The sequence below is a fragment of the Streptomyces sp. NPDC005435 genome (assembly GCF_040703155.1).
GTDB lineage: Bacteria > Actinomycetota > Actinomycetes > Streptomycetales > Streptomycetaceae > Streptomyces.
In genome coordinates this window covers 1-25,126 of the sequence record NZ_JBEXEQ010000012.1, presented here as the reverse complement: position 1 = coordinate 25,126, position 25,126 = coordinate 1, and the positions used below count along the sequence as shown (strand labels likewise).

Here is a 25,126-nt window from a genome sequence, read left to right as displayed (position 1 = left end):
GCCCCGTCTCTCCTTTCGTGCGCCCCGCGCCGTGCTCTCAGCGCGGTGCGGGCCCGCACGTCATGGCGCGTTCCCACCGCCCGCCCCGGCGAAAGGAAGACGGGCCTTGACCGTCCACTCCGCATCCGTCCCCGGCGTACCGCCGCTCGCGCCCCCGCCCGGCTGCCCGATGCACGCGGCGGCGGCCGGCCCGGCCGCCGCCTTCGACCTGGTCGACCCGCGCCTCTACAGCGACGGGGACCCGCATCCGCTCTGGCGCCACATGCGCTCGCTCGGCACACTGACCCGTCACGAGGTCGACGACGAGCGCTGGTTCTGGAACATCGTCCGCTTCGACGACTCCGACCGGGTGCTGCGCGACACGGCGACCTTCACCTCCGAGCGCGGCACCATGCTCGACCTGCTGGGGCTCGACGACCCGGCCAGCGGCAAGCAGCTCGCGGCCACCGACCCGCCGCGCCACACCGAGATGCAGGGCCGGCTCAAGAAGGCCCTGGCCGTCAAGTCCGTCGACAAGCAGCGCGAGATGATCCGCGACCTGGTCGTGCCGCTGATCGAACCGCTCGGCGACGGCGGCACGTTCGACTTCGCCCAGGCCATGCTCGCGATGCCGATGTCGGTCACCGGGACGATGATGGGGCTGCCCACCGCGGACTGGGCGTGGCTCAACCGGCTCACGACCGTGTGCATCGCCGCCGACGACCCCGAGTACCAGGACCCGGGGGGCCGGGAGGCCACCCTGAAGGTGGCTCATCGCGAACTGTTCGCCTACTTCCAGGACTTGGTCCGCTTCCGCCGCAACAACCTGGGCGACGATCTGCTCAGCGTGCTGATCTCCACCGAGTTCGAGGGCCGGCACATGGCGGCCGACGAGATCGTGGCCAACTGCTACAGCCTGCTGCTCGGCGCGAACGTCACCACTCCGCACGCGCCGAACTTCGTCATGGCCGAGTTCATCGAGTCGGGCGTCCTCCAGGACTGGGCCGCACACCCCGAGCTGGACGCCACCGCTCTGGAGGAGTCGCTGCGCTGGGCCTCCCCGGTCAACCACTTCCTGCGGTACGCCACCCGCGACGTGGAGATCCGCAACACCCGGATCAGGGCCGGGGACGCGGTGGTCGTCTGGCTGGGCTCCGCCAACCGCGACGACCGGGTCTTCACCCACGGCGGCGAGTTCGACATCCGGCGCAAGCCGAACAAGCACCTCGCCTTCGGCATCGGACCGCACTACTGCATCGGCCACAGCGTCGCCCGGGTCACCCTCAAGACCCTCTTCCACGAGCTGTTCACCCGGTTCGAGGACTTCCGGCCGGCCGGGCGGCCCGAGCGGCTGCGGTCGAGCTTCGTCTCCGGCTACAAGCACATTCCGCTCACCGCCCGGCGGGCGCGCGGCGGCGACGGGCGGGCGGGGAGGACCGCGTGACGGCCCCGGCCGGAGCCCGGCGCCGGGTCGCGGCCCCGCCGACCGGGACGCGGTGGCTGCGCCGGTTCCACACCGCGCCCGCCGGCGCCCCGCGCCTGCTGGTCTTCCCGCACGCGGGCGGCAACGCCTCGTACTTCCACCCGTTCTCCAGCGCCCTGGCGGACCGCGCCGACGTGCTCGTGGTGCAGTATCCGGGCCGTCAGGAGAGGTTCGGCGAGCCGTGCGTGGAGTCGCTGCACGAGCTGGCCGACCTGGTGACCGCCGAGCTGGTCCAGGACCGGACATCCCACCTGGACCGGCCGTTCGGCGTCTTCGGGCACAGCATGGGCGCCTCCCTCGCCTTCGAGGTGGCCTGCCGGCTGCGCGACGCCGGTTTTCCGCCCGCCGCCCTCACGGTCTCCGGCCGGCGCGCGCCGTCGATCCCCGCGCCGGGTGCGGTGCACCTGGCCGACGACGATCTGCTCGTCGCGGACATGAGGCTCCTCGGCGGCACGGACGGGCAGATGCTCGACAACCCGGAGCTGCTGGCCGCGATCCTGCCCGCCGTCCGCAGCGACTACGTGGCCACCGAGACCTACCGGTTCCGCGGCGCCACCCCGCTGGACTGCCCCGTCACGGCGCTGATCGGCGACGCCGACCCCCGGGTCGACGAGCCGCAGGCGCTGGCCTGGCGCGCCCACACCACCGGCGCCTTCCGCCTGCGCGTCTACGCGGGCGGCCACTTCTACCTCCGGCCCCATCTGGACGCCGTCGTGTCCGAGCTGTGCGCCGGTCTGCCGGCCACCGGGGCGGACACCCCGGAGATCACCCCCATCCGAAAGGACCCGTCATGAAGTACCGCGTCATCGGAAGCTCGCCCGAGACCCGCCGCGAGGTCAGTGTGCTGAGTCTCGGCGCCATGACCTTCGGCACGATCGTCGACGAGGCCACCTCCTTCGCGATCCTCGACCGGTTCGCCGAGGCCGGCGGCACGTTCATCGACACCTCCAACAACTACGCGTTCTGGGTGAACGGCACCCAGGGCGGGGAGAGCGAGGAGCTGGTCGGCCGCTGGCTGAAGAGCCGGGGCATCGGCGACCGGATCACCATCGCCACGAAGCTGGGTGCCCGCCCCAACCAGCCCACCACGGGCTTCAGCCGGGACGTGGAGGGCCTGTCCGCCAAGGTGATCCGCGAGTCCTCGGAGCGCAGCCGCGAACGCCTCGGCATCGAGAGGATCCACCTGCTGTACGCGCACATCATGGACGAGAACACGCCGCTGGAGGAGACCGTCCAGGGCTTCGCCGACGTGGTCGCCGACGGTGTGGCCGGGCTTCTCGGCGCGAGCAACCACTGGGCCTGGCGCGTCGAGCGCGCCCGCGCCCTCGCGGCGGCGGCGGGCGTGCCCGGCTACGAGGTGCTCCAGCACCACCACAGCTATCTGCGTCAGCGCACCGACATCCCGAGCCTGCGCTCGCCCGACGGCAACCAGGGTCTGGTGAGCGGCGACCTGCTCAGCTACCTGCGCGCCAACCCGGAGCTGACGCAGGTCTCGTACTCTCCGCTGATCTCGGGCGCGTACGTACGGGACGACAAGCCGCTCGGCGCCGGTTTCGAGCACGCGGGCACCGAGCCGCGTCTGAAGGCGGTCCGCGAAGTGGCGGCGGAGACCGGCGCCACCGTCAACCAGGTGGTGCTCTCCTGGCTGATGGGCGGCGACATCCCGGTCCTCCCCCTGGTCGGCGCCTCCTCGGTGGCCCAGCTGGACGAGAACCTGGGCGCGGTCGACCTCGATCTGACGGCGGAGCAGCGGGAGAAGCTCGACTCCGTGAACTGAGAACGAGCCGCCCGCCAGATCTCTTTAGTGCTCAACTGACCATCGTACAAAGGTAGTTGATCCACGTACCGGCTCCCCGCGAGCAACCCCCGCCCGTCCGTCCCGCGTCTGTCCGGATGAACGCGCGCGCCCGCACGCAAGGGAGCGCGGGCCGGAGTGAATCCACGGGAAGGACAGCAGAGCGCGATGGGACAGACCGAGTCCAGCCCCGAGCAGGCGAGGCAGGAAGGCAAGGGCGCGTCCGGGACGTTGTTCGACGCGTTGTGGGGGGTCCCGATCGTCTTCGCCCTCCTGTCGGCCCTGGTGTACATCAAGGCCGACAACGACGACTGGGAGCTCGGCAGGGAGCTGGCCTGGTGGGCCTATCTGGCCGGCTGGGCCCTGGTGGTCCTGACGGCCGGGTGGGCGGCGGCCACGCGCAGGAAGCCGAAGTGGTCGACCGCCCTGACGGGTGTGGCGCTGCTGGTCGCGGCCGGCGTGCTCCAGTTCGCGGCCAACGGTGATGCCGCTCCCTGGAGTTGAGCGGCACGACGCCGGGCGCTTCGACGCGCGGGCCCCGTACGCGGTTGCGTACGGGGCCCGTTCGCGTGGCGGGGCGGCCGGTGGGCGCCGGGACATCAGACCTTCGGGCATCGCCCGAACGGCCGGGGCCGCCCCCTCGGCGAACCGGCGTACGGCCAGTCACCTCCCCGTCTTCGCCCGGACGGCGCCCGCACCCCGCCGGCATCCGCCAACTAGCTTGGAATTCAACGGAATTACCCATGCCGACACTGCCCCGAGCCTTGTGTAGGGTCCCGATCGAGGCGGACGGGGAACGCGACAGCCAGCCGCATTCCCGCCGGCCGCGTCATCACGGGGAACACGGGGAAAGGTAAGAGCTGATTTGTCATACGTCAGAGGACCAGAGAACGCGGGTGAACCTGATCAGGCACAACGGCCCTTCGTGAGGTGGCGGCCGGCCGCTCCGGGGGACATGGACGCCATCGCCGGCCTCACACCGCGAGAACGCGAAGTGCTGCTGTTGCTGTCCGCGGCGGCCTCCAACCGCGAGATCGGCCGCCGCCTCGGCATCGCCGAACGCACGGTCAAGGCGCACCTGACCAACGTCATGACCAAGATCAAGGTCACGTCGCGCACCGAGGCCGCACTGTTCGCCTACGCCCATCACCGGCAGATCGCCGCCGTCGGCACCTCCTGCACCGCCTGAGCCCACCGGACGCCCCCGGGACGCGCATGTGCCGCGCCCCGGGGGCGTCCTCGGGCGTCCGGGCGGGCGTCAGCCGGTCCGTCGTCCGTACACCGCGTGCCCGGCAACGGCCACCGCCGCGGTGAACGCCACGAACACCGCGCCGCCGAGCAGTCCCTGGGCGGTGGCGCCCTCGGAGAGCATCGTGCGGCCGGCGGCGAACGGTAGCCAGTCGGCCACCGCCGACAGGTGCGGTCCCGGGATACGGGCCAGCCCGGCCGCCAGGAGGCGCTCTCCGGCGGGGGCGGCGAGGAACAGCACCAGCACCGGTCCGACCCGGTTGCGCAGCAGCGCCGACACCGCCGTGCACAGCGTCATCCAGCACGCCGTCCACAGGGCCAGCCGTAACGCCGCCGCCAGCAGCCGTACCCACAGCGGCTGGGGAAAGCCCTCGGCCACGGCCACCAGCGCCAGGCCGCCCACTTCGAGCAGGGCCGTCAGTACGGACACCACGGCGCCGATCGCCGCGCCCACCGCGCTCTTGGCCCAGAACGCGTACGAACGGGACGCGGCGGTGAGCCAGCTGGTGCGGGCCGCGCCGCGCGTCAGCTCCGCCGACACCGGGCCGGTCGCCAGGACCATCAGGAAGAAGCCCAGGGCCGGCATCTGCGTCAGGCTCGGGCTCCACTGCACCGACTCCACGAGGGAGGGGTCGGTGAGGTCCTTGGCGGTCGCGACGAACGGCGCCGCGACCGGCACCCACAGCGCGAGGGCCGCGATCACGCCGAGCACGATCCAGGTGGAGCGCAGGGCGCCCAGGTTGCGGACCTCGTAGCGGCAGGCGCGCCACCAGGCTTGTGTCCTGGGCGGGTTGAGGTCCGCCGCCGGCTCCGTCGCCGCCGGCTCCGTCGCTTCCATCATCGGTGTGCCGCTCATGCGATCTTGAACTCCTCGTGCGCGATGGTCAGATAGAAGTCCTCAAGGGTGGGCCGGGTCTCCGTCAGCAGGAACAGCGCGATGCCCTCCTCCAGGCACAGCCGCGCCAGCTTCTCGCGGCCCACACCGGTGAGGTCGGCCGTGTCCGGTCCGGTCCGGCGCGGTACGAAGCCGTGCCGGCCGGCCAGCGCGGACAGCCTCTCCATGTCGCCGGGGGCCAGCTGCACCTGTACGACCGCCTGCCTGTCGGCGTAGGCGAGCAGGTCGCTCATGGGGGCCTCGGCGACGACCCGGCCCTGGGACAGGACGGCGACGTGGTCGGCCATCTGCTGCATCTCGGCCAGCAGATGACTGGAGACCAGGACCGCCGTACCGGCGTCGGCCAGGGTGCGCAGGAAGTCGCGCAGCCAGCGGATGGCGTGCGGGTCGAGGCCGTTGGCGGGCTCGTCCAGGATGAGCACGCGGGGTGCGCCGAGCAGGGCCTGCGCGATCCCGATCCGTTGCGACATGCCCAGCGACAGGGACGCCAGCCGGCTGGAGGCGGCCTCGCGCATGCCGACCTGTTCGAGGAGTTCGTCCACCCGCGCGTCGGGCACGCCCGCGCCCGCGGCGACCATCCGCAGATGGCCGCGCACCCGGTGCCTCGGATGTCCTCCGACACCGCCGAAGGCCGCCCCCACCACATGGGAGGGGGCCCGGAATTCACCGAGCGGACGGCCGAGGAACAGCGTGTGGCCCCGGCTCGGCAGCAGTCCGAGCATGGCGCGCAAGGTGGTCGTCTTCCCGGCCCCGTTGGAGCCGACGAATCCGGTGACGGACCCTGCCCGAAGGTCCAGCGTCACACCCCTCAGCACCTGCTTCTTTCCGAAATCGCGTGTCAGGTCACGCACTTGGACAACCACGTCGTTCATCGCACCTCATTCATGACGGAAATCGTGAGGCGACAGCCCGGGCGGCAAGACGCCTTTCCCGAACGGGAGGTTGCCTCTTCCCGCACGGAGGGAACACTCGGGCGTCGCACCAAATCCGGGGGCCTGAAGGTCGCATGCCTGAAAGTCGCATGCCCGAAGATCCGATGGAACCCCTCACCCCCGAATCGCCAGGATGCACAAGGCGGCGAACGCACAAGCTCCCGCGCTCACCGCTTCATTCGTCCACAGCCGACTTGGGGGAAATTTCCCGTGAATCGCAAACTCCGTCTGACGGCCGCATCGGTGGTCGCGGCGGTCGCCCTCGGTTTCGCCGCCCCGGCGGCCGACGCAGCGACCCAGCACCGTCCCGCGCCGGTCGCCGCCACCCAGACGATCCAGACCGGCAGCAACGCCCAGGCCCGTTCCCTGGTGACCCTGCTGCGGTCCGAGGGCATCACCGCCCACGCCGTCGGCCAGACCTCCGCCGTCGCGGTCGAGGGCGGCTACGGCACCCAGGGCACCGCCGGCGTGGTCCTCAAGGCCTGGAAGCTCCTCAAGAAGGTGCCCGGCGCGGTCAAGTGGTCCGGCAAGGTCGCGCGGAAGGCCTACAGCCTGGGCAAGACCAAGGGTGTGGCGTACCTGAAGAAGCAGGTCGCCGAGCTGTCCTCCTGGAGCCCGACCAAGTGGGTGTGGAAGACCATCCTGGGGCTGGGCAACGCCAGCACCATCTGGGACATCATCCAGTACATCATTCACCACACGTGATGATCACAGGTGATCGACTGTCCCCCGCTGCCCGGGCAGCGGGGGACAGTCCCCTTTTCAGCCGGCCCTTCTGCCCGGAAGGTGAAAGACCGTTGTCCGAGAACTCCGAAGCCGCGGAAACCACGGATGTCACGGAATCCGTGGAAGCCACCGCGGAAAAGCCGCCGCTGTACCGCTTCCTGCTCCACGCCCTCATGCTCACGGCGGGACTCGTGGGCGTCTGGTGCTTCACCACCTGGTGGTCCAGGGTCCTGGCGGGAATCGTGATCGTGGGCGGGCTCAACGCGTCCATAAATCTCGCGCACGCCGAGAGAAAGGCACATGAAGCCGGAATCGTCCGGAACACCCGGCGGCCGACTTCGCTGTTTCTCTATGCCGTGATCGTGGCTCTGGCCGCGCTCGTCGGCGCGATTTTCCGCTGACCCCCGGCGCATTGCCCGAAAAGGCAACTGCCCAAAGATCCGATACCGGGGAAAGACAGCGCGCGGAAGACTTCCGATTGCCCGACCGGACCCCTTCCGGTCACCCGGTCGCCGCCTGTGCGCGACCCCCCTGTCCGCAGGCGGCGGCCGGCTCGAACCGTCCCACTGAGGAGTCTTTCCTGTGACCAGCAAGCTGCGCATCGCCGCCGCCACCGTCACCGCGGCCCTCGCGCTGGGTGTCGCCGCCCCGATGGCCGACGCCGCCGAAGCCGCCCGTACCCCCGCTGTCGCCACCGTCGCCACCGTCCCGGCCCCGGCCGCCCTCACCTCCGCCCAGGCCGACGCCCTCACCGCCGCCCTCGTGGCCGCCCGTACCGACGCGGTGACCACCAGGGCCGCGAGCGGCGACCTGAACGACGTGGCGCAGTACATCACGGCGTACATCAAGAAGTACCTGGCCAAGGAGTACGCCAAGGCCAAGGCGGCCGCGAAGAAGGGCTACACCGCCTTCGTCAAGTGGGTCAAGTCCCTCAAGCCGGACAACCCGGTCCGCCTGGTGCTGGAGTTCGGCGGCAAGCCGCTGATCCAGATCGTCATCACGCTCCTCAAGAAGTAACACCGCCGCACCCCTCCCTCGCCGCGTCGGCCGGGCCCGGGCCTCAACGCTCCGGTCCGGCCGACGTGTTCGGGCTTGCGTGCTCCGGGCGGACGCGTTCGGGCCGACGTGTTCCGGGCGGAGGGGGAACGGTTTCAGCCAGCACCGCCCGCCGCGGAGACAGGCCACGTAGTAGTGAGTCATGAGTGAGAACCGGAGCAAGAAGCCGAACCCCGTGGGGGAAGGGGCGGCGGGCGCCCGCCCCGGGGGGAGCCGTCGTATCTGCCCGGGCCCCGAGACGCTGTGCGGCTCGGTCCGGGAGCACCTCGCGATCTACGCGGCGACCTGGTCGACCACCCGGCTCATCCGCAGGGACATCGGCCTGTCCGGCGTCCGGGGTCTGCAGGACCTCGTCGACATCGTCGCGCTGAAGCGGGGCAAGCCGATCACCCTGACCGAGGCCCCGCTGCCGCCTGAGGTCTCCGGTTTCTGCGCGCGCGGCCGCGACCGGGACTACATCGTGGTCGACGCGACCGCGAGCGAACTCACCCGGCTGCACGCCAGTCTGCACGAGCTGTTCCACCTGTGGGAGGAGCATCCGGCGGACGAGAGCGCCCACGATCCGATGCCGCCCGAGGTCGTACGCCGGCTGCTGCCGGGGCTGAAACCGGACCCCGCCCTGAAGGTGCTGGCCCGCTCCAACTACCGGCGGGACCACGAGCGCCGCGCGGAGACGTTCGCCACCGTCATGCTCGAACGACACCTTGAGCTGCGGCGGCACCGGCGGGCGACGGAGTACGTCTCCTCGGCCCTGTCGCATCGGCGGACCGGTGTCTGAACACCTCTCCAACATCGTGTACTTGACGATCACCGGCGTGGCCCTGGTGATGGCCGTCTGGAAGGGCCTGGCGCTCCTGCGCGACGCCACCGCGGCCCTGGCCCTGACGGTGACGATGATCGCGTGCGGCTCGCTGGTGTACGCCATGGCGTCGCCGGTCGGCTACCGGACCATCGGCGAGATCACCGGCCGGCCGAGTTTCGCGACCCTGCCCGTCTACGTCGGCATCCTGGCGTGCTTCGCGATGGGGCACATCCTCACCCTGCTCTGGGATCCCCGCCCGCGCCGGACCCCCCGTGGCCTGCGGCGCGTGGTCACCCGCTGGACCCTGGTCTACGTCCTGGGCGCGAGCGTCATGATCACCACCTTCCTCCTCGCCGGCCTCTCCGGACCCGCCGACCCGCTGCGCTTCAACACGGCCTTCGCCCGGAACCCGATGATCCTGCTGTTCCTGACGGCCTTTCTGGCGACGCTGACCAGCGGCACGCTGAACACCTGGCGCAAGTGCCGGCAGATGACCCTGGACGACCCGCGCATCCAGCACTCGGTGGACGCCTTCGCCGCGGCCATGCTGGCGGTCTTCGGTTACGTGGTCTGCTCGGCCCCCGCGATCGCCTTCGCCGCCCTGGGGAACCACAGCCTCGACACCCTGGGGGTGTTCGGGTCCACGTGCGGTGTCGTCGGGACGCTCATCCTCTACTACGGCCTCACCGGCGCGGCCAGCGCGGCCTGGTGGCGGGAACGCCGTGACTTCAGGTCCCTGCAGCCGCTGTGGGACCTGGTCGTCTCCCGCGTCGACCAGGATCTCGCCTTCAGCGTCGAGGCGGCCCGTGGCGGGCGGCTCACCGTGAACGTGACCTTCCAGCTCCACCGGCGGGTGATCGAGATCCTGGACGGCATCCGTACGCTCCGGCCGTGGGTCGACCCGGCCCCGATGGAGGCCGTCCGGCTGCTGCACGACGGGCACGGCGCCGGGGCGGGCGGCTGGGCGCCCTTGGGGCCCGAGGATCTGGACGCCGCCGCGACCGCCGCGTCGTTGCGCGACGCGGTGGACCGGCTCCGGGAGGCGCGGCAGGAGCACGGCGGGGTGCCCCGGTCCCGGCCCCCGGCCGGGCCGCCGGTGCGCCTGCCCGGCGACGACACCCCGGCGGCGGACGAGCGCGCCCGGCTGCTGCGGGTCTCCCGGGCCCTGTCCCATCCGGTCGTCGGCGCCGCGCTGCGCGCGGTGGCGGAGATGGACCGCCGGGCGCCGAGCGGTTCGCGGGGCGAGGGGTAGGCGTGCGGGCGACGGCTAGGCGTGCGGCGCGACGGTTAGGCGTGCGGGGCGACGGTTGAGGTGCGGCGCGGGGCCGGTGTCCCGGGGCGTACGTTCCGGGTCCGGGCTGCCCCGCGCCGCGCCGACCGTTAGGGTGCGCCACATCAGTCGACGGCGAGAAGGCCGGTGAGTGGGCCGGGCCCGCGGGCCCGCTCCGGGGGGATCGAGTGCGACGAGCGATCGTGATGGGTGGAAGCTTCGCCGGGCTGCTGGCGGCGCGCGTACTGGCGGACCACGCGGATGAGGTGGTCGTCCTGGAACCCGACGGCGGATCGGGGCGGGGCGCCCCGCACCGGCACCAGCTGCACGCCCTGCTGTCCATGGGGTACGTGCGGCTGAACCGCCTGTTTCCCGGCCTGGGTGAGCAACTGATCGCCGGCGGGGCCCGGTTGGGCACGGGTCCGGAGGTCCAGTACTACGTCGACGGGGTGCTCAAGGCCTGCGTGCCCGACAACCAACTGATCGGCGCGACAAGGCCGTTCCTCGAAGACCACGTACGCCGTCACGTTCTGGCGCTGCACAACGTGCGGGTGGTGCGCGCGCAGGCCCGGGACCTGATGTTCTCCGGTGCGCGGGTGTGCGGGGTGCGGTTCTCGCCAGCCGAGGACACGGCTGGGGACACGGCTGGGGACGCGACCGGGGACGCCGCCGGGGACCCGCCTCGGGACACCGCGCTCGCGGAGCTGGACGCCGATCTGGTCGTGGACGCCATGGGCCGCTCCAGCCGGCTCGGCTCCTGGCTGCGGGCGCACGGCTGGGAGTCCGCGCCGCTGGACCGCATGCGGGTCGATCTGGGGTACGCCACCGCCTCGTTCCACCGGGGGGACGAACTCCCCGGCACCGTCGTCGCGCACGCCTCTCCGGGTCCGGCCACCGGTTACCGGGCGGAGCTGAGCGAGCCCGGCGCCCTGGTGGCGGTCGAGGGGGACCGGTGGTCGGTGGTGATGGTCGGCTACGACGACTACCGGCCGGGCCCGGACCCCGAGGAGTTCCTGCGCCGGATGCGCCGGTGTGTCACTCCGCTGCGGGTGGTGGCCGACCGGTGCCGGCTGGACGGCGAGATCAAGACCTTTCACTTCCGCGAGAGTGTGCGGCGCGACTTCACGCGGCTCGGCCGCTTTCCCGGCGGGCTGGTCTCGCTGGGCGACGCCGTCGCCTCGGTGAACCCGGCCTACGGCCAGGGGCTCACGCTCGCCACGCTGGGGGCCTCCGCGCTGGCGGCCCAGCTGCGCTCGGGTGCCTCGCCTCGGGAACCGGCGTGGGAGTACTTCCGGCGGCTCGGTGTGATCGTGGACGCCGCCTGGCAGACGTCGACCACCGCCGATCTGGCCCAGCCCCATGTGACCGGCCCCTATCCCCCGGGCTACCGCCTGATCCGGTGGGCCGGGGACAAGGTGGTCGAGGCGTCCGTCATCGACCCCGTCGTGAACCGGGAGTTCATGGCCGTGGTGAACATGCGGAAGCATCCGCGCGCCCTCACGAGCCCGCGTGTGCTGCTGCGGACGGCACGCGTCCTGACGCGCCGGTGAACTACGGTTCCCCCGCGCCGAGTTACGGAGCCCCGCACACGCCGAGCGGCGGGGCCGGACTCAGTCCTCCTCCGGCCCGTCGGAGCGGACGAGGCCCAGCAGGTCCTGGATGAGCGGCATGATCCGGCGGCGGGACTTCACCGGCAACGCGGTGATGGTGTCGGTGAGTTCGCGCATCTCCGGGTCCTCCACGGGCGGCTCCGGCTGGCTGAGGGCCGTTTCGAGCGCGGCGCGCAGTTCATGGCCGAGCCGGGTCGAGGCGCCGTGGAAATCGCCGCTGCGCAGGGCGAGTTGATGGATTCCCTTGCCCTTGAGCAGCGCCAGGTGGGTCAGCGACTCGCGCACCGGCTTCAACGCCCGGTGCAGCGCCTGGCGTTCGGTGGCGGTGAAGAAGCCGGGCGGGACGTCGAAGAACCGCTCCAGACCCGCGAGCACCGTGAAGCCGGGCCTGCGCTCGCCGTTGAGCAGATAGCCCACCTGGCCGTGGGAGATGCCCGCCCCGGCCGCGATCTCGTCGAGGGTGAAGCGCTTGCCCCCGGGCTTCAGCCGGGTCTGCCGCAGGAAGACGAGCCGCTGCTGAAAGCGCTCCTCCAGGTTCTCGGGCCCCACCTCGGCGCCGTCGAGCAGCGCCCGGACCCGGTCGGCGGGAAGGCCGCTCTGGTACGAGAGGTCGTCCAGGTCGATGTCCTCGCGGCTCATGCGCAGCACGGAGAGCAGCTCGTCGATCTCCGCCATCATCGCCGCGAGTCCGTCCGCCTGCGATGCGTCAGCGGCGGCATGCATGGCAGGACCCTCTCGTGGTGCGCCGGCGGCGGGAGCGGCCACGTGCGCGCGGCCGTATCGAGATTAGCCGTTGCGGGAAAGTCTCGTCATCCACACCGGCCATGATGGTGGGGTGCGGGACACCGACACGCCTGTTTCTCAACAATCGTTGACAAGTTGAGGGTGGAGATCCCCCGTCCGTCTGGACCCCATGCCCGGCCGTGGCCGATATTCACCCCCGAGCCGCTCAAGATCCCCACAATTGTTGACAGTTCCGCGACGCACGTAGCAGCATCGCGGCGCCATGCAGCAGCTGCGTGGAGTGTGCCGGGCGTATCGCCGGCACGTCGTCGCCCCCGGCCCGCGCCGCCGTCCGGTCCCGCGCACGGGCTCGTGATCACTCCGACCCCATCAGAGGTGAGGCAATGTCAGGGCCCGTCCTGCTCCTCGGCGCCGGCTCAGCGGCGGCCGGCGCGGAGTTCCAGCTCGCGCGGATCGCCGCCGCCTGTCCGGTGGTGCTGGTCGACGCCACCGCGCCGGGCTGGGCCAGACCGTATCTGGCGAAGCACCTCGTGGCCGACCTCACCGACCATGTGGCCACCCTCAAGGCGGTCAAGGAGCACGCCGCCCGCTACGAGGTGCGCGGGGTGCTCGCGTACAGCCCCGAGCATCTGGTCACCGCGGCACACACCGCCGCGCGCCTGGGGCTTCCCGCCCCCTCCGTCGCCTCGCTGGTGGCGCTGCGCGACACGGTCCAGCTGCGCAGGCTGCTGGCCCGGCACCGGGTTCCGCAGCCGCGCTGGGCCGAGGCGATGGACGCGGAGGCGGCCGTGGCCCACGCGGACGTCATCGGCTATCCCGTGCTCGTACGGCCCCGGTCCGGCGGACGGACGGGGCCGGTGGCGGCCCGCGACGCCGGGGAAGTGCGCGCCGCCGTCGAGCGCCTGGGCCGCGATGTGCCGGCCGCGGCGAACCCCCATGGTTCGGTGGTGGTCGAGGAGTACTTGGAGGGCCTCCACCTCTCGGCGGAGACCGTCGTCCTGCCTGACGGCGAGGCCCACGTCGTCGCCGTCGCGCGCACCTCTTTCGGGCCGATGCCCGGCCGGCAGCCCCTGCGGCACTCCGTCCACGCCCACGACGGCCTGCTGCACAACCCGGTCCTGCGCAACACCGTCGGGCGGGCCGTGGACGCCGTCGGGGTCCAGCCCGGAGTACTCCACATCAGCGTGACGTCGACACCGCGCGGACCCCGCGTGACCGGCGTCCAGGCCCAGCCGGCCGACGACCTCATCCCCCTGCTGGTCCGGCGGGCCACCGGGATCGACCTGCCGAGGATCGCCGCGCACCTGGCAATCGGCAGGACCCCGGACCTCGCTCCCGTCCGGCAGCGTGCGGCGGCCGTGCACTTCGCCTACGCCCCCGTCTCCGGACGCGTCGAACGCCTCACGGTGTCGCCCCGGGCGTCCCGCCAACCCTCGCTGGAAGAGCTGAAGTTGCTCCAGGAGGAGGGCAACCGGGTCGAGTCGGTGGCCAGGGCGACGGCGGACGACCGGCTCGCCCACTGGGTCGTGCTGGGCAGCGACGCCTCCGACTGCCACAGCACGCTGGACGAGGTGTCCCGGCTCTTCAGCCCCGAGATCGTCGCGCCGTCGGCCGTCGTCACGTGAGGAACGCCGACCCCGCCGGAGCACGGTCCGGCGACCGCGCGAAGGTGCCGCCCGCGCCCGGGGACCCCGCCGCCATCGGTTCGCTCACCTCACGGGAGTGCGAGGTGCTGCTGGCGCTGTCCACGGCGGCGCCGAACCGTCTCATCGGCCGCCGCCTCGGCATCGCGGAACGTACCGTCAAGGCGCATCTGACCAGCATCATGGCCAAGATCCACGTACGGTCCCGCACCGAGGCGGCGCTGTTCGCCTACGCCCACCACCGGCGCATCGCCCGGTCAGCGGCCGCGCAGCAGCAGACGGAGGGCGGCCGGGCGTGACGGTGCGGCGGAGCCGTCCAGCACCCCGGCGCCGCGCGCCGACACGGCCTCGGCGGTGAGCAGTTCGACCTCGACCAGCGTGCTCAGCAGCCGCCGGTGCGGGGCCGGAGCCAGCCCCGGCAGCTCGCGGGCCGCCTCCAACGACCGCCGGGACAGCGCGACTTCATGGTCCACCAGGGCGCGCACGGCGGCCGGGTCGCCGCCTGCCGCGAGCGCGTCCCGGGTGAGGGAGAAGCGGGCCAGCGTGTCCGCCGGGATGCCGGTACGGCCCTCGCGCAGGTCCTCGGCGACGTCGTTGACGAAGTCGAGGCGCTGGGCGCCCTCGATGAAGGTGCGGCAGCCCGCGCGGAAGGAGCCGTCGTCGTCCCGGGGTCCCAGCAGGGTGCCGATGAGCATGAAGGCGGGGAGGGAGTAGGCGTCGACGTAGGCCTGGTAGTCGGCCTCGGCGGCGAAGCCGGAGAAGCTCAACTCGGCCTGCGCGGTGGCCAGATAGGCGTCCACGGTCTCCCGCATCCTGGGGTGCGCGGCGACGGTGTGCACCAGGGTGCGGATCAGGGGGTCGTCGCTCTCGCCGGTGGCCAGCGCCTTGCGCACCCGCTCCTCCCAGACCTCCCAGGCCCGCTGCCGCTCGGGCAGGGGGCCGGTGTCCAGGAGGGTGTCGCCGTGTTCCATCACGGCCGTGGCGGCCAGGACGTACGGCAGGACCGGCCGTGGCAGCAGCCACCGCGCGGCCAGGTAGGCGGTGGAGCGGGAGCGCTTCACCGCCTCCCGCTGTACGCCGTAGTCCTCACGTAATCCCGCGTCCCGGATGTCCGCCGCGTCCAAGCTCTTCGACCATGCGCTCATCGGCCCGATCGTAGAGCGCTGGCCGAGTCGGTGTCGTCCATGAAGCCCAGCATCCGGGCGTTGAGCAGGTCGGGGTGGTCGATCTGCGGTCCGTGGCCGGTGCCGGCGATGATCTCGGCGCGGGCGCCGGGGATCAGCCGGGGCACCCGCTCCAGCTGCCGCCGCGGATGCACGAGCAGGCTGCGCTTGCCCATGACCAGGTAGAACGGCGTGCGGATCGAGCCCAGTTCCCCGTCCGTCAGCGGCAGCGGGGCCGGGCGGCGCATCCGGAAGGCCCGCGCGCGCAGTTGAGCCATCGCGCGCAGCTCGGGCACGACCAGCACCGGCTGCTCCAGCCAGGCGGCGAGCCGGGGGCGCAGCGCCTTGGGGGCGAAGGTCGCGAAGAGGCCGGCGAAGATCCACACGAAGAAGCGCAGGCCCACCTTCTCCAGGCCGCCCGGGTCGAGCGCGACGACGGAGGCGAGCCGGCCGGGGCGCAGGTGCGCCTGGTTGATGGCCAGCCAGCCGCCGTAGGAGGAGCCGACCAGGTGGACCCGGTCGAGCCCGAGCCCCTCCAGCGCCTCGTCCAGCCACTGGGCGGCCCGCTCCGGCTGCCACATGTGCTCGCGCTGGACGCTGCGGCCCGCGTCGCCGGGGGTGTCGAGGGCGTACACCGGCCGCCCGGTGCTGAGCGCCCTGGTGTTGGGGTACCACTGCGCGGCACACGCGCCCGCGCCGTGGATCAGCACGACCGGCGTACGGGACGCGGCGTCGGGGTCATCGGGGCCGTACCGGTAGACGTGCGTGGTGCCGAAGCTCGTCTCGACGTCCGTCTCGGAGCGGGCCGGCGCGCCCAGGGCGTAGAGCGCGTCGCAGGCGGCGAAGTACCTCTCCCGCAGGGTGTCGTTCACGTAGTGGCCCAGGTCGCGGCGGGGGCGGGTGGCGTGCTCGGGCATGAAGGCACCTCCGGGGAGAACCGGTTTTCGTAATACGACCGTACCACGATGGTGATACGGCGGTACCATGAAAAAATCCGGGACCGACGGACCCGGACCGACCGCTGAACCCGAGCCCGAGACCCCCCACCGACGGAGACGCGACCATGCCGAAGCGGGTAGACCACGAGGAGCGGCGGACCCAGATCGCCGAGGCGCTCGTCCGGGTGGCCGGGCGGCGCGGGCTGCACGCGGTCGGGATGCGCGACGTGGCGGCCGAGGCGGGCATCTCGCTCCGGCTGGTGCAGTACTACTTCCAGACCAAGGAGAAGCTGCTCCTCTACGGGCTCCGGCACCTGACCGACCGCTTCACCGCGCGGGTGGGGACGCGCCTCGCCGCCGTCGGCGAGCGGCCGGGCCCGCGCGCGACCGTCGAGGCCATCCTGCTGTCGTCGCTGCCGGCCGACGAGGAGAGCCGCGTCTTCCATCTGCTCTACACCTCGTACGCGATCCTGTCGGTGACCGACGAGGCGCTGGCCGCGCAGCCGTTCATCGACAGCCCGGACGCCGCCGAGGACGCCCTGACCGGCCTGCTGCGCCAGGCGCAGGACGACGGCCTCGCGGACCCCGCGACGGACGCGCGTACGGAGGCGGTCGGGCTGCTCGCCATGGCGGCGGGCCTGGGCACCGCCGTCCTCGTGGGCCAGCGGGGCCCGGAATCGGCGGCCGGGGTGCTGCGCCACCACCTGGACCGGATCTTCACTGCCCCGGCGAAGTCCGAGGCCGGCGGCGGAAAGCGGCCGCCCGAGCGCGGAGCGGCCGCACCCGCGCGCTGACAACCGCCGCCATCACAAAGGGAGTCCCATGTTCCGAGTGCCCCTCTCGGGGGCACAACCTCTTCATGCTCCATGGGATCGACGTCAGCGCCTACCAGTCCTCGTCGTACGACACCGACGGGCTCTCCTTCGTCTTCATCAAGGCGACGGAAGGCCGGTCGTACGTCAACTCCAGACTCGCGGCCCAGACGAAGACCGCGCGGGACGCCGGTCTGGTCGTGGGCTTCTATCACTTCCTGTGGCCCGGCAATCTCACCGAGCAGGCCGAGTACTTCGTCTCGAAGGCGCCGGACAAACCCGGGGACATCCTGGCCGTCGACTGGGAGACCACCGGCGACGGCACCCACGCGAGCAACGCGGAGAAGGACTCCTTCATCCGCAAGCTGAAGCAACTGCGCCCGAAGAACCGGGTCGTGCTGTACACGAACCGCGACTACTGGCTGAACGTGGACACGACCTCGTACGCCGGTGACGGCCTGTGGATCGCGGACTACGTGGGCGCGGGCAAGCCGCGCATCCAGGCCAAGTGGCGCTTCCACCAGTACACCAGCGAGCCGCTCGACAAGGACGTGGCCGACTTCTCCAGCAAGGCCGCCCTGGTGGCGTGGGCCCACCTCAGCAGCTGAGGGGCCCTCGGTGCGGCACCGGGCGGCCCTGCCGGATCACGGTGCCGCTCAGCCCCTGAACTCCGCCGGGCGCTCCGGGGAGGCCGCCGCCAGGGCCGCGCGGACCGCGTCGACGCCCTCGCGCAGGCCGTAGACCGGGGTGGCGGGCTGCTGGCGCCAGGAGTCGTCGATGCCACCCGCGTCGACCGTGTCGAAGCCGAGTTCGTCGATGAGCGCGCGGACCTTCGCCTTGGCGGCCTCGTCGTCGCCGGCGACCGGGAGGGCCAGCCGGTCCGGGTCACCGGCGGGGCGGGGCCGGTCCAGGATGTCCTGGGCGTAGGTGCCGTTGAACGCCTTGACGACGGGGTGCCCGAGATGGCGCTCGGTCCAGCGGCTCTCGGTGACGCCCTCGTCCTCGATGCCCGCGATCCGGCCGTCGCGCTCACGCGGGTAGTAGTTGTTGGTGTCGATCACGGCGGCCCCCTCGGCGGCGCCGTCGAGCAGCCCCGAGGGCAGGTCCGGGACCGCCTTCAGCGGGACGGTGACCACGACGACCTCGGCGCCGTCCGCCGCCTCCTCGGCCCGTACGGGTGTCGCGCCGGTCTCCTCGGCCAGCGCCTTGAGCGTCTCGGGGCCGCGCGAGTTGGCCACGGAGACGTCGTGGCCGAGGGCGGTGAGCCGCCGGGTGAGGTTGCCGCCGATGTTGCCCGCGCCGATGATGCCGATCTTCATGAAAACCTCTCAGGGTTCATGCATGTGCATTCTTCTGCCGTGGGCGACAACCGTGGAGCGGGGCGGGCTATTCCGGCCCGTACGGCGAACAGGTGACGGCCATCGGGCGCGGGGTCCGGACGCGAAACCGGGCGCGAAACCGGGCGCGGACCCGGACCCGGAGAAGGGCGCGAAAAAGGGGCGCCCGCCGGGGCGCCCCTTCCCGCACACGCGTCACTTGGCCAGGTAGGCCCAGAACTCGTCGAACGACAGGACCTTGTCGCCGTTGAGGTCGCGGGTCTTGATGATGGCCGCCGCCACCGTCTCGGTCACGTTCCAGTCGCCCTCCTGGGCGAGCGCGGACTTGAACTCCGTCGCGGTGATGAACCCGTCACCGTCCGCGTCGATCCGCTGGAACTGCTTGCGTGCTTCCTCGATGTCGGCCACCGATCCGCCCCTTTTTCCTCGTGTGTGCGCTGCCGTACCGGCATACTGACGCTGGTCAGATTAACCGTCCGTACGCGCCCGCAGTGCGGCGACCACCCACCCGAAGTCCTCTTCGTGGTCGAAGACGGGCGTTCCCTTGAGGACGCCGAGCAGCCTGCGGTAGCGCGCGAGCCGGGGGTTGTGCGAGGCGAGCATCCGCTCCAGCACCTTGCCCCGGTCGGTGTCGCCGAGCAGCTCGCGCAGGACGGATTCCGCCTCGGGGGACGCCGGGTCGATGCCCTTCTCCCGTGCGTCGCGCGCGAGTTGGACCAGTCGCCGGGCGAACCACATGGACGCCCCGGGCGGTGTGCCCTGTCCCCGGTCGGCCGCGTTGAACTCCGCCGCGCGCCGCATCTGCCCCCGGAACTCCGGGTCCTGGACCAGTTCCGCCAACTCGACCCAGGCGTCCACCTGTTCGGGGGTGGGGTCGTCCGGCAGGCTCAGCGCGCTGTCCCGCATCCGGGTGCGGATCTCCGGGTCCGCCGTGTCGAGTCCGTGGAACATCTCCTCCACGAACTCCTCCATGATCCGCCGCCGTTCGGCCGCCGACAGCCGGGCCAGTTTGTTCATCAGGGTCGTCTCCTCCGCGCTCGAACCACGTCTCGCCACCGACGACAGCACCGCGCGGGTCACCTTCAGCGAGCCGATCTGCGCGTCCAGCGCCACCACATGGGCGGCGGCGACCTCGGCCACCGTCCGCTCCCCGGCCAGCACCTGACGTACGTCGGTGAGGCCGAGGCCCAGTTCGCGCAGGGTGCGGATCAGTTCGAGGCGGGCCACCGAGGCGGCGTCGTAGAGCCGGTAGCCGCCGGCGGAGCGGGTCAGGGGAGGGAGGGCGCCCTCGTCGGACCAGTAGCGGATGGTGCGGACCGTCAGACCGGTGGCCCGGGCCAGATCGCCGATGGTGAGAAGGCCTGTGCCGTCGTCGTTCACGGAGCCGAGTCTGCGGCCTCCACCCGCTGGAGACTCAACCCGGCTTTCCCGGGGAACCCGGGGGCGGCCCCGCCGTCATGGCGGCGAAGCGCTGCGACACGATGGGGAGATGACGAATCGCGGTGTGCGCTGGCTGGCGGAGTCCGAGTGGCAGTACGGCGTCACCTTCGCCCGTGGGATCACGCCGGACGAGCTGGCCGTCCGGCTCGGTGCCGCACCGGACGGCGCGCGGCCGCCGGCGACCGCCCGGGAAGCGGTCGGGCTCCTCACCGACGCGGACAGCGGTGTCGTACGCCTGGGCGAGGCCCAGGGCTGGGCGTTCGCCGCCGAGTACGGGGAGGCCGCCGGGACCAGGCACGACGTCCTCAGGAGGGTGTCGCGCGACGGTGTCGAGGCGGTGAACCTCGACCCCCAGGCGTTCCACCCGCCGCCCCTCTTCTCGTACGCCGCCGACGGTGAGTTGCTGTGCTCGTTCGGCCTGGGCGAGGAGCGGAGGCGCTGGGGTTCGCGGCCGGATCTTCTCCAGGGGGATCTGGAGGCGGCGGGCGTCCTTCTCCCCTCGGGGGGTCACCTTGAGGTGAGCGGTGCGCGGTACGGCCTGCGGATCGCCATGTCGCTGGGCGTGATCGAGAAGCGCTTCGGTCTCTCCCTGCCGCGCGATCTGCTGGAGGACGGCAGGCTGCCGCTGGCCGTGGTCGGCGGCAGGCCTTCCCTCGACGGGCTCACCGGCGTCCGGTGACGGTTCAGCGGTCCGCGAGCCGCATCTCGAACCAGGTCGTCTTGCCGCGCGGGAGCAGGTCCACGCCCCAGCGGTCGGAGAGCTTGTCGACCAGGAACAGCCCCCGGCCGCTGATGTCCATCTCGCGCACCGGCAGCAGACAGGGCAGGCCGCGCGAGGGATCGCGCACCTCGACGCGGATCGAGCCGCGCCGACGGCGCATCCGGAGTCCGAAGACGCGGGCGCCGGTGTGCCGTACGGCGTTGCCCACGAGTTCGGAGACGAGTAAGACCGTGTCCTCGGTCATCTTGGGGCTCAGTCCCCACTGCCGCAGCACGACCACCTGGACGAGCCGGCGCGCGGTGGCGGCGGACTCGGGACGGGACGGCAGCCGGACCTCCGCCTCGACCGGATTGCCGAACAGCTCCAGCGCCTTGAGCGCCCGTTCGTCCTCGACCGCGGGCGACCAGCGCGCCGCGGCCGCACGGCTGTGTCCCCGCGGCTGTTCGATGCCCTCCAGCCCCGCCATGCCCCCATGATGGCCGCCATCGGGCGCCTCCGGGGGCGTTCCGGTGGAATACGCCCCCTGTACGCCCCTGTCGTGCTCCATGCGCTCGGCATATGCCAATGGCACGACAGGTTGCACAGAGGCCCCTCCGACCTGCGGAGAAGGCTCGGTTCCCGGCAAGCGAAGGGCTCCCCTCGGCGAGGCAGGCTTAAGGTGGAGTTAAGGCTCCCATAAACCGGTCCACCGAGGGGCCCGAATCAGACGACACGTCAATTGCAAGGGCCATCGGGGCACTTGATCCGGAAATTCGGCCCTGCCGGAGCCCCTGCCGGAGCCCCTGCCGGAGGCCCCACCGCAGTCCCCGCCGGAGACCTCGCCGACGCGTTCACCCGACGGTCAGAGGAACGTGGCCTTGCCCGGCCCCTCCTCCACGAAGCTGCGCATCCCCCGCTCGCGGTCCTCGGTGGCGAACAGCCCGGCGAACCAGTTCCGTTCCACCGCGAGCCCGGTGTCGAGGTCGGTCTCCAGGCCGGTGTCGATCGACTCCTTGGCCGCGCGCAGCGCGACGGCGGGGCCCCGGGCGAGCCGGGCGGCCCAGGCGTGGGCCTGCTCGTAGACCTCGGCGGCGGGGACGACCCGGTCCACCAGGCCGAGCGCGAGGGCCTCGTCCGCCTTCACCATGCGGCCGGTGAAGATGAGGTCCTTCGCCTTGGACGGGCCGATCAGCCGGGGCAGCCGCTGGGTGCCGCCCGCGCCCGGGACGAGGCCGAGCAGGATCTCGGGCTGGCCGAGCTTGGCGTCGTCGGCGGCGATGCGGTAGTCGGCGCACAGGGCCAGCTCGCAGCCGCCGCCGAGCGCGTACCCGGTGACGGCGGCGACGACGGGCTTGGGGATGCGGGCGACGGCGGTGAAGGCGTCCTGGAGGGCACGGGCCCGCTGGACCATGCCCAGATGGTCGATGTCCTGCATCTCCTTGATGTCCGCGCCCGCCGCGAACACCCGCTCCCCGCCGTAGATCACCACGGCGCGCACGTCGTCGCGGCGCGTGGCCTCCTCGGCGAGTTCCTTCAGCCGGTCCTGGGTGGCGATGTCCAGCGCGTTCATCGGCGGCCGGTCGAGCCGCAGCGTGCCGACGCCCTCGGAGACTTCGAGATTCACGGTCATGCGCAGCAGGTTAACGCCCGCTAACGACAGCGGGCCCGGTGCCGTGTGTCACAGCGCCGGGCCCCTTGTCGCGAGGTCCTACTTCTTCCAGTCCGCCCAGCTCATGTTCCAGCCGTTGAGGCCGTTGTCCGGGGAGACCGTGCGGTCGTGGGAGTGCTTGACGACGACCACGTCACCGACCATGGAGTGGTTGAAGAACCACGCCGCCGGGACGCCCTTGTCGTAACCGCCCTTGACGTCGCGCAGGCCGACGCAGCCGTGGCTGGCGTTGTAGTTGCCGAACGCGCCGCCGCCCCAGTAGTTGCCGTGGATGAAGGTGCCGGAGTCGGTGAGCCGGATGGCGTGCGGCACGTCCTTGATGTCGTACTCGCCGCCGTAGCCCACGGTCTCGCCGTTCATGCGGGTCACGCTGAGCTTCTCGGTCATGACCATCTGGCCGTTCCAGGTGTCGTACCCGGGCTTGCCGGTGGTGACCGGGAGGGTGCGTACGGTCTTGCCGCCCTGGGTGACCTTCATGGTGTGCTTGCTCGCGTCCACGTACGAGACCTGGTTGCGGCCTATCGTGAACTTCACCGTCTTGTGCTGCTTGCCGTAGACCCCGTCGCGGCCCTCGACGCCGTCCAGGTCGAGGTCGACGGTGACCTTGGTGCCGGACTTCCAGTACTTCTCGGGGCGGAAGTCGATGCGGTCGTTGCCGAACCAGTGGCCCTCGACGTCGACGGCCGGCTCGGTCTTGATCCGTATGGCCTTCTCGACGGCCGCCGGGTCGGTGATGCCCCGGGTGAAGCGCACGGAGAACGGCATCCCGACGCCGACCGTGGAGCCGTCCTCGGGGGTGAAGTAGCCGACGAAGGTGTTCTTCGGCGTCAGTGTGGTGAAGGAGGAGTCCTCGGCGGCCTCGCGGCCCCGGGAGTCCTCGGCGACCGCGTGCACCGTGTACCTGGTGCTCGCGGACAGATGGGCCGACGGGGTCCAGGTGGCTCCCCCGTCGGACATCTTGCCGTCGATCTCGGTGCCCTTGGTGTCCTTGACGACGACCTTGGTCAGCCGCCCCTTGGCCACCTTCACCTTCAGGGCCCCGCTGGTGTTCACACTCTTCGCCCCGGACTTGGGCGAGATGCTGACGGCCGCGGCCGACTGCTTGTCCTGCTGGGCGGCCGATCCGCCGCCCTTTCCGTCCTTGGACCCGCTCCCGGCGTCCCCTCCGCCGCCGCACGCGGCGAGCGACAGCACCAGCGCGCCCGCCATCAGCGCGAGTCCTCCACGACCTTTGCGCCGGCTCCCCGCCGAAGCCCCCGATATCGGCCGCACGTTCAAGTCGGTCTCCCCTCCGTGGCCTGGCTCGAACAGGCCCGCACACCCCGGCGCGTCCCGCGCACACTGGGATGTTAGCCGCCGGGTTCCGGCCCGGACGCCCGCCCCGTGTCACCGTTCCGTCGCAACTTGAATCACTGCCCCCTCACCGGAACCCCGCAGCTCACACGGTCACTTGAGCACGCTGCCCGCCTTCCACCGGTTCCATGCCATGTTCCACCCTCCGAGCCCGTTGTCCGGGGCGACGGTTTTGTCCTTGCTGTGGACGATCTCGATGACGTCGCCGACGAGACTGCGGTCGAAGAACCAGCCGGCCGGGGTGTCCGCGCCGCCGCCCTTGACGTCCCGGAGGCCCACGCAGCCGTGGCTGACGTTGGTCTCGCCGGGGGCGTCCGGCGACCAGTAGTTGCCGTGCAGGAAGGTGCCGGAGTCGGTGAGCTTCATGGCGTGCGGCACGTCGGGGATGTCGTACTCGCCGCCGAAGCCGACGGTGCCGCCGTTCATGCGGGTCACCTCCAGCATGTCCATCACGACCATCTTGCCGTTGTAGGTGGGGGTCTTGGGGGCGCCCGCGGTGATCGGCACGGTGGCCAGCAGGGTGCCGTCGCGGCGGACCTGCATGGTGTGCGCGGCCGCGTCCACCTTGGAGACCTGGCTGCGGCCGACGGTGAAGGTGACGGTCTTGTGCTGGAGGCCGTAGACCCCGGGGGCGCCCTGGACGTCGCGCAGGCCGATGCCGACGGTGACCTCGGTGCCGGGCTTCCAGTACTTCTCGGGGCGGAAGTCCAGGCGGTTCTTGCCGAACCAGTGCGGGCGGATCTCGACGGGCGGTTTCGCGGTGACCCGCACCGCGCGCTCGACGGCGGCGCGGTCGGCGATCTCCCGGCTGAAGGAGAGGGAGACGATCATGCCGGTGCCGACCGTGGAGCGGTTCTCGGGGGTGACGTAGGCGATGAACCGCTCGTCGGGGACGTAGGTGGTGAAGGTGGTGTGCCGGGCCGAGCGGCGGCCCTCGCCGTCGACCGCCACCACGTCGAGCGTGTAGCGGGCGGCGAGCGCGAGCTGCTTGTCGTCGGGCTCCCAGCTGTGGCCGTCCGCGCTGATCCGCCCGGTGACCGGGGTGTCGCGGGCGTCCTGGGAGCGGGTGGCGGTGACCTTCTCCAGCCGCCCGTCGGGCACCCGTACGCGCAGCCGCCCGTCTGGGCGTACGCCGGTGCCGCCGTCGCGCGGGGTGACGCGAATGACGTCCTCGGGGGCCGGGGATCTCCCCGGCGGGCCGCCGATGCCCAGCGGTCCGGAGCCGTCGGCGGTGCAGCCGGCGGCCCCGGCCACCAGTCCCGCCCAGGTCAGTGCAGTGGCCAGTGCGGCCAGCGCGCGCCGCGCGCGTCCTCGTAGATACCTCACACCGGACATAACGACCAAGCCCGTCCCGGGGGCACGTGAGTGCGACGCCAGGGCTGGGCAGAACAGTGGGGAGGACGACAGGAAGGGTGCCCCGCCGGGGCCGGTGCGACCGGCTCCGGCGGGGCGTCCGCAGCCCGCTGTGGAGCCGTCGGGCGCAGTCGCACCGGGCGGCCTGCCGCGTCCCGGGGGGGGGCGCCCCGGGCCC

The 25,126-nt window shown here is 71.9% G+C and carries 28 protein-coding genes; 16 read left to right on the top strand and 12 right to left on the bottom strand.

Annotated features, from left to right (window positions below):
* The first annotated feature begins 106 nt into the window (after window positions 1-106).
* The 5 genes from AB0898_RS16885 to AB0898_RS16865 all read left to right on the top strand — a co-directional run bounded on the left by AB0898_RS16885 (window position 107) and on the right by AB0898_RS16865 (window position 4,446).
* Window positions 107-1,423: a cytochrome P450 gene (locus AB0898_RS16885; protein WP_366803704.1), complete on the top strand. Its 1,317-nt coding sequence runs from the start codon at window positions 107-109 to the stop codon at window positions 1,421-1,423.
* The gene (locus AB0898_RS16880) at window positions 1,420-2,256 is read left to right on the top strand and encodes an alpha/beta fold hydrolase (RefSeq protein ID WP_366803703.1); all 837 of its coding nucleotides are present in this window, start codon (window positions 1,420-1,422) and stop codon (window positions 2,254-2,256) included. Before AB0898_RS16885 ends, AB0898_RS16880 begins: the two co-directional genes overlap by 4 nt.
* Entirely contained in the window at window positions 2,253-3,239 is a 987-nt protein-coding gene (locus tag AB0898_RS16875; protein WP_366803702.1) for an aldo/keto reductase, read from the top strand. The genes AB0898_RS16880 and AB0898_RS16875 overlap by 4 nt, the downstream gene beginning before the upstream one ends.
* Before the next feature lie 186 nt (window positions 3,240-3,425).
* Window positions 3,426-3,761 carry a hypothetical protein gene (locus AB0898_RS16870; RefSeq protein ID WP_366803701.1) on the top strand — a complete coding sequence of 112 codons (336 nt, stop codon included), beginning with the start codon at window positions 3,426-3,428 and terminating at the stop codon, window positions 3,759-3,761.
* Window positions 3,762-4,212: 451 nt separating this feature from the next.
* Entirely contained in the window at window positions 4,213-4,446 is a 234-nt protein-coding gene (locus AB0898_RS16865) for a helix-turn-helix transcriptional regulator (protein ID WP_366803700.1), read from the top strand.
* A gap of 69 nt (window positions 4,447-4,515) precedes the next feature.
* Here AB0898_RS16865 and AB0898_RS16860 read toward each other — a convergent pair whose 3' ends face one another.
* On the bottom strand, window positions 4,516-5,361 hold the full coding sequence (locus tag AB0898_RS16860; RefSeq protein ID WP_366803699.1) for a hypothetical protein: 846 nt from the start codon (window positions 5,359-5,361) through the stop codon (window positions 4,516-4,518).
* Window positions 5,358-6,203, bottom strand: a complete 846-nt coding sequence (locus AB0898_RS16855) for an ATP-binding cassette domain-containing protein (protein ID WP_366803698.1) — start codon at window positions 6,201-6,203, stop codon at window positions 5,358-5,360. Before AB0898_RS16855 ends, AB0898_RS16860 begins: the two co-directional genes overlap by 4 nt.
* 339 nt (window positions 6,204-6,542) lie before the next feature.
* On the opposite strand from AB0898_RS16855, the gene AB0898_RS16850 reads away from it, so the two are divergent.
* From AB0898_RS16850 to AB0898_RS16825, 6 genes are all read left to right on the top strand, one after another.
* Window positions 6,543-7,037, top strand: a complete 495-nt coding sequence (locus tag AB0898_RS16850) for a hypothetical protein (RefSeq protein WP_366803697.1) — start codon at window positions 6,543-6,545, stop codon at window positions 7,035-7,037.
* 92 nt (window positions 7,038-7,129) lie between these two features.
* Window positions 7,130-7,459 (top strand): hypothetical protein, encoded by a 330-nt coding sequence (locus AB0898_RS16845; protein ID WP_366803696.1) that lies wholly within the window; start codon window positions 7,130-7,132, stop codon window positions 7,457-7,459.
* 181 nt (window positions 7,460-7,640) lie between these two features.
* Window positions 7,641-8,075, top strand: coding sequence for a hypothetical protein (locus AB0898_RS16840; protein WP_366803695.1), 435 nt, complete (start codon window positions 7,641-7,643; stop codon window positions 8,073-8,075).
* 181 nt (window positions 8,076-8,256) lie between these two features.
* Window positions 8,257-8,892 carry a hypothetical protein gene (locus AB0898_RS16835; protein ID WP_366803694.1) on the top strand — a complete coding sequence of 212 codons (636 nt, stop codon included), beginning with the start codon at window positions 8,257-8,259 and terminating at the stop codon, window positions 8,890-8,892.
* Window positions 8,893-8,908: 16 nt separating this feature from the next.
* Complete coding sequence (locus AB0898_RS16830; protein WP_407078361.1) at window positions 8,909-10,168, top strand: MAB_1171c family putative transporter; 1,260 nt, start codon at window positions 8,909-8,911, stop codon at window positions 10,166-10,168.
* Window positions 10,169-10,392: 224 nt separating this feature from the next.
* Complete coding sequence (locus AB0898_RS16825) at window positions 10,393-11,736, top strand: hypothetical protein (protein ID WP_366803692.1); 1,344 nt, start codon at window positions 10,393-10,395, stop codon at window positions 11,734-11,736.
* A 60-nt stretch (window positions 11,737-11,796) separates the two neighbouring features.
* On the opposite strand, the gene AB0898_RS16820 is transcribed toward AB0898_RS16825, so the two are convergent.
* Window positions 11,797-12,519, bottom strand: a complete 723-nt coding sequence (locus AB0898_RS16820) for a helix-turn-helix transcriptional regulator (RefSeq protein WP_366803691.1) — start codon at window positions 12,517-12,519, stop codon at window positions 11,797-11,799.
* A gap of 404 nt (window positions 12,520-12,923) precedes the next feature.
* Here AB0898_RS16820 and AB0898_RS16815 point away from each other — a divergent pair, with 404 nt between their 5' ends.
* The gene (locus tag AB0898_RS16815) at window positions 12,924-14,165 is read left to right on the top strand and encodes a hypothetical protein (RefSeq protein WP_366803690.1); all 1,242 of its coding nucleotides are present in this window, start codon (window positions 12,924-12,926) and stop codon (window positions 14,163-14,165) included.
* Window positions 14,162-14,482, top strand: coding sequence for a LuxR C-terminal-related transcriptional regulator (locus AB0898_RS16810; protein ID WP_366803689.1), 321 nt, complete (start codon window positions 14,162-14,164; stop codon window positions 14,480-14,482). The genes AB0898_RS16815 and AB0898_RS16810 overlap by 4 nt, the downstream gene beginning before the upstream one ends.
* Here AB0898_RS16810 and AB0898_RS16805 read toward each other — a convergent pair.
* Both AB0898_RS16805 and AB0898_RS16800 read right to left on the bottom strand, forming a co-directional pair.
* On the bottom strand, window positions 14,441-15,328 hold the full coding sequence (locus AB0898_RS16805) for a squalene/phytoene synthase family protein (RefSeq protein ID WP_366803688.1): 888 nt from the start codon (window positions 15,326-15,328) through the stop codon (window positions 14,441-14,443). The two genes, AB0898_RS16810 and AB0898_RS16805, sit on opposite strands and share 42 nt — an antisense overlap.
* Window positions 15,325-16,263, bottom strand: coding sequence for an alpha/beta fold hydrolase (locus tag AB0898_RS16800; protein ID WP_366803687.1), 939 nt, complete (start codon window positions 16,261-16,263; stop codon window positions 15,325-15,327). Before AB0898_RS16800 ends, AB0898_RS16805 begins: the two co-directional genes overlap by 4 nt.
* 146 nt (window positions 16,264-16,409) lie before the next feature.
* On the opposite strand from AB0898_RS16800, the gene AB0898_RS16795 reads away from it, so the two are divergent.
* Both AB0898_RS16795 and AB0898_RS16790 read left to right on the top strand, forming a co-directional pair.
* Window positions 16,410-17,078: a TetR family transcriptional regulator gene (locus AB0898_RS16795; RefSeq protein ID WP_366803686.1), complete on the top strand. Its 669-nt coding sequence runs from the start codon at window positions 16,410-16,412 to the stop codon at window positions 17,076-17,078.
* A gap of 65 nt (window positions 17,079-17,143) precedes the next feature.
* A complete protein-coding gene (locus tag AB0898_RS16790) occupies window positions 17,144-17,704 on the top strand; it encodes a glycoside hydrolase family 25 protein (protein ID WP_366803685.1) in 561 nt (186 codons plus the stop codon).
* Window positions 17,705-17,752: 48 nt separating this feature from the next.
* On the opposite strand, the gene AB0898_RS16785 is transcribed toward AB0898_RS16790, so the two are convergent.
* The 3 genes from AB0898_RS16785 to AB0898_RS16775 all read right to left on the bottom strand — a co-directional run bounded on the left by AB0898_RS16785 (window position 17,753) and on the right by AB0898_RS16775 (window position 19,813).
* On the bottom strand, window positions 17,753-18,415 hold the full coding sequence (locus AB0898_RS16785; protein WP_366803684.1) for an NAD(P)-binding domain-containing protein: 663 nt from the start codon (window positions 18,413-18,415) through the stop codon (window positions 17,753-17,755).
* Window positions 18,416-18,628: 213 nt separating this feature from the next.
* A complete protein-coding gene (locus AB0898_RS16780) occupies window positions 18,629-18,841 on the bottom strand; it encodes an EF-hand domain-containing protein (protein ID WP_366803683.1) in 213 nt (70 codons plus the stop codon).
* Window positions 18,842-18,901: 60 nt separating this feature from the next.
* Window positions 18,902-19,813 carry a MerR family transcriptional regulator gene (locus AB0898_RS16775; protein WP_366803682.1) on the bottom strand — a complete coding sequence of 304 codons (912 nt, stop codon included), beginning with the start codon at window positions 19,811-19,813 and terminating at the stop codon, window positions 18,902-18,904.
* 109 nt (window positions 19,814-19,922) lie between these two features.
* On the opposite strand from AB0898_RS16775, the gene AB0898_RS16770 reads away from it, so the two are divergent.
* Window positions 19,923-20,552 (top strand): DUF6461 domain-containing protein, encoded by a 630-nt coding sequence (locus AB0898_RS16770; protein ID WP_366803681.1) that lies wholly within the window; start codon window positions 19,923-19,925, stop codon window positions 20,550-20,552.
* Between the two features lie 4 nt (window positions 20,553-20,556).
* Here the strand turns inward: AB0898_RS16770 and AB0898_RS16765 are convergent, their stop codons facing one another.
* From AB0898_RS16765 to AB0898_RS16750, 4 genes are all read right to left on the bottom strand, one after another.
* Window positions 20,557-21,165 (bottom strand): ATP-binding protein, encoded by a 609-nt coding sequence (locus tag AB0898_RS16765; protein WP_366803680.1) that lies wholly within the window; start codon window positions 21,163-21,165, stop codon window positions 20,557-20,559.
* Window positions 21,166-21,435: 270 nt separating this feature from the next.
* Window positions 21,436-22,203: an enoyl-CoA hydratase-related protein gene (locus AB0898_RS16760; RefSeq protein ID WP_366803679.1), complete on the bottom strand. Its 768-nt coding sequence runs from the start codon at window positions 22,201-22,203 to the stop codon at window positions 21,436-21,438.
* Window positions 22,204-22,281: 78 nt separating this feature from the next.
* A complete protein-coding gene (locus AB0898_RS16755) occupies window positions 22,282-23,520 on the bottom strand; it encodes an Ig-like domain-containing protein (protein ID WP_407078356.1) in 1,239 nt (412 codons plus the stop codon).
* A 168-nt stretch (window positions 23,521-23,688) separates the two neighbouring features.
* A complete protein-coding gene (locus AB0898_RS16750) occupies window positions 23,689-24,921 on the bottom strand; it encodes an Ig-like domain-containing protein (protein ID WP_366803677.1) in 1,233 nt (410 codons plus the stop codon).
* Window positions 24,922-25,126 lie beyond the last annotated feature (205 nt).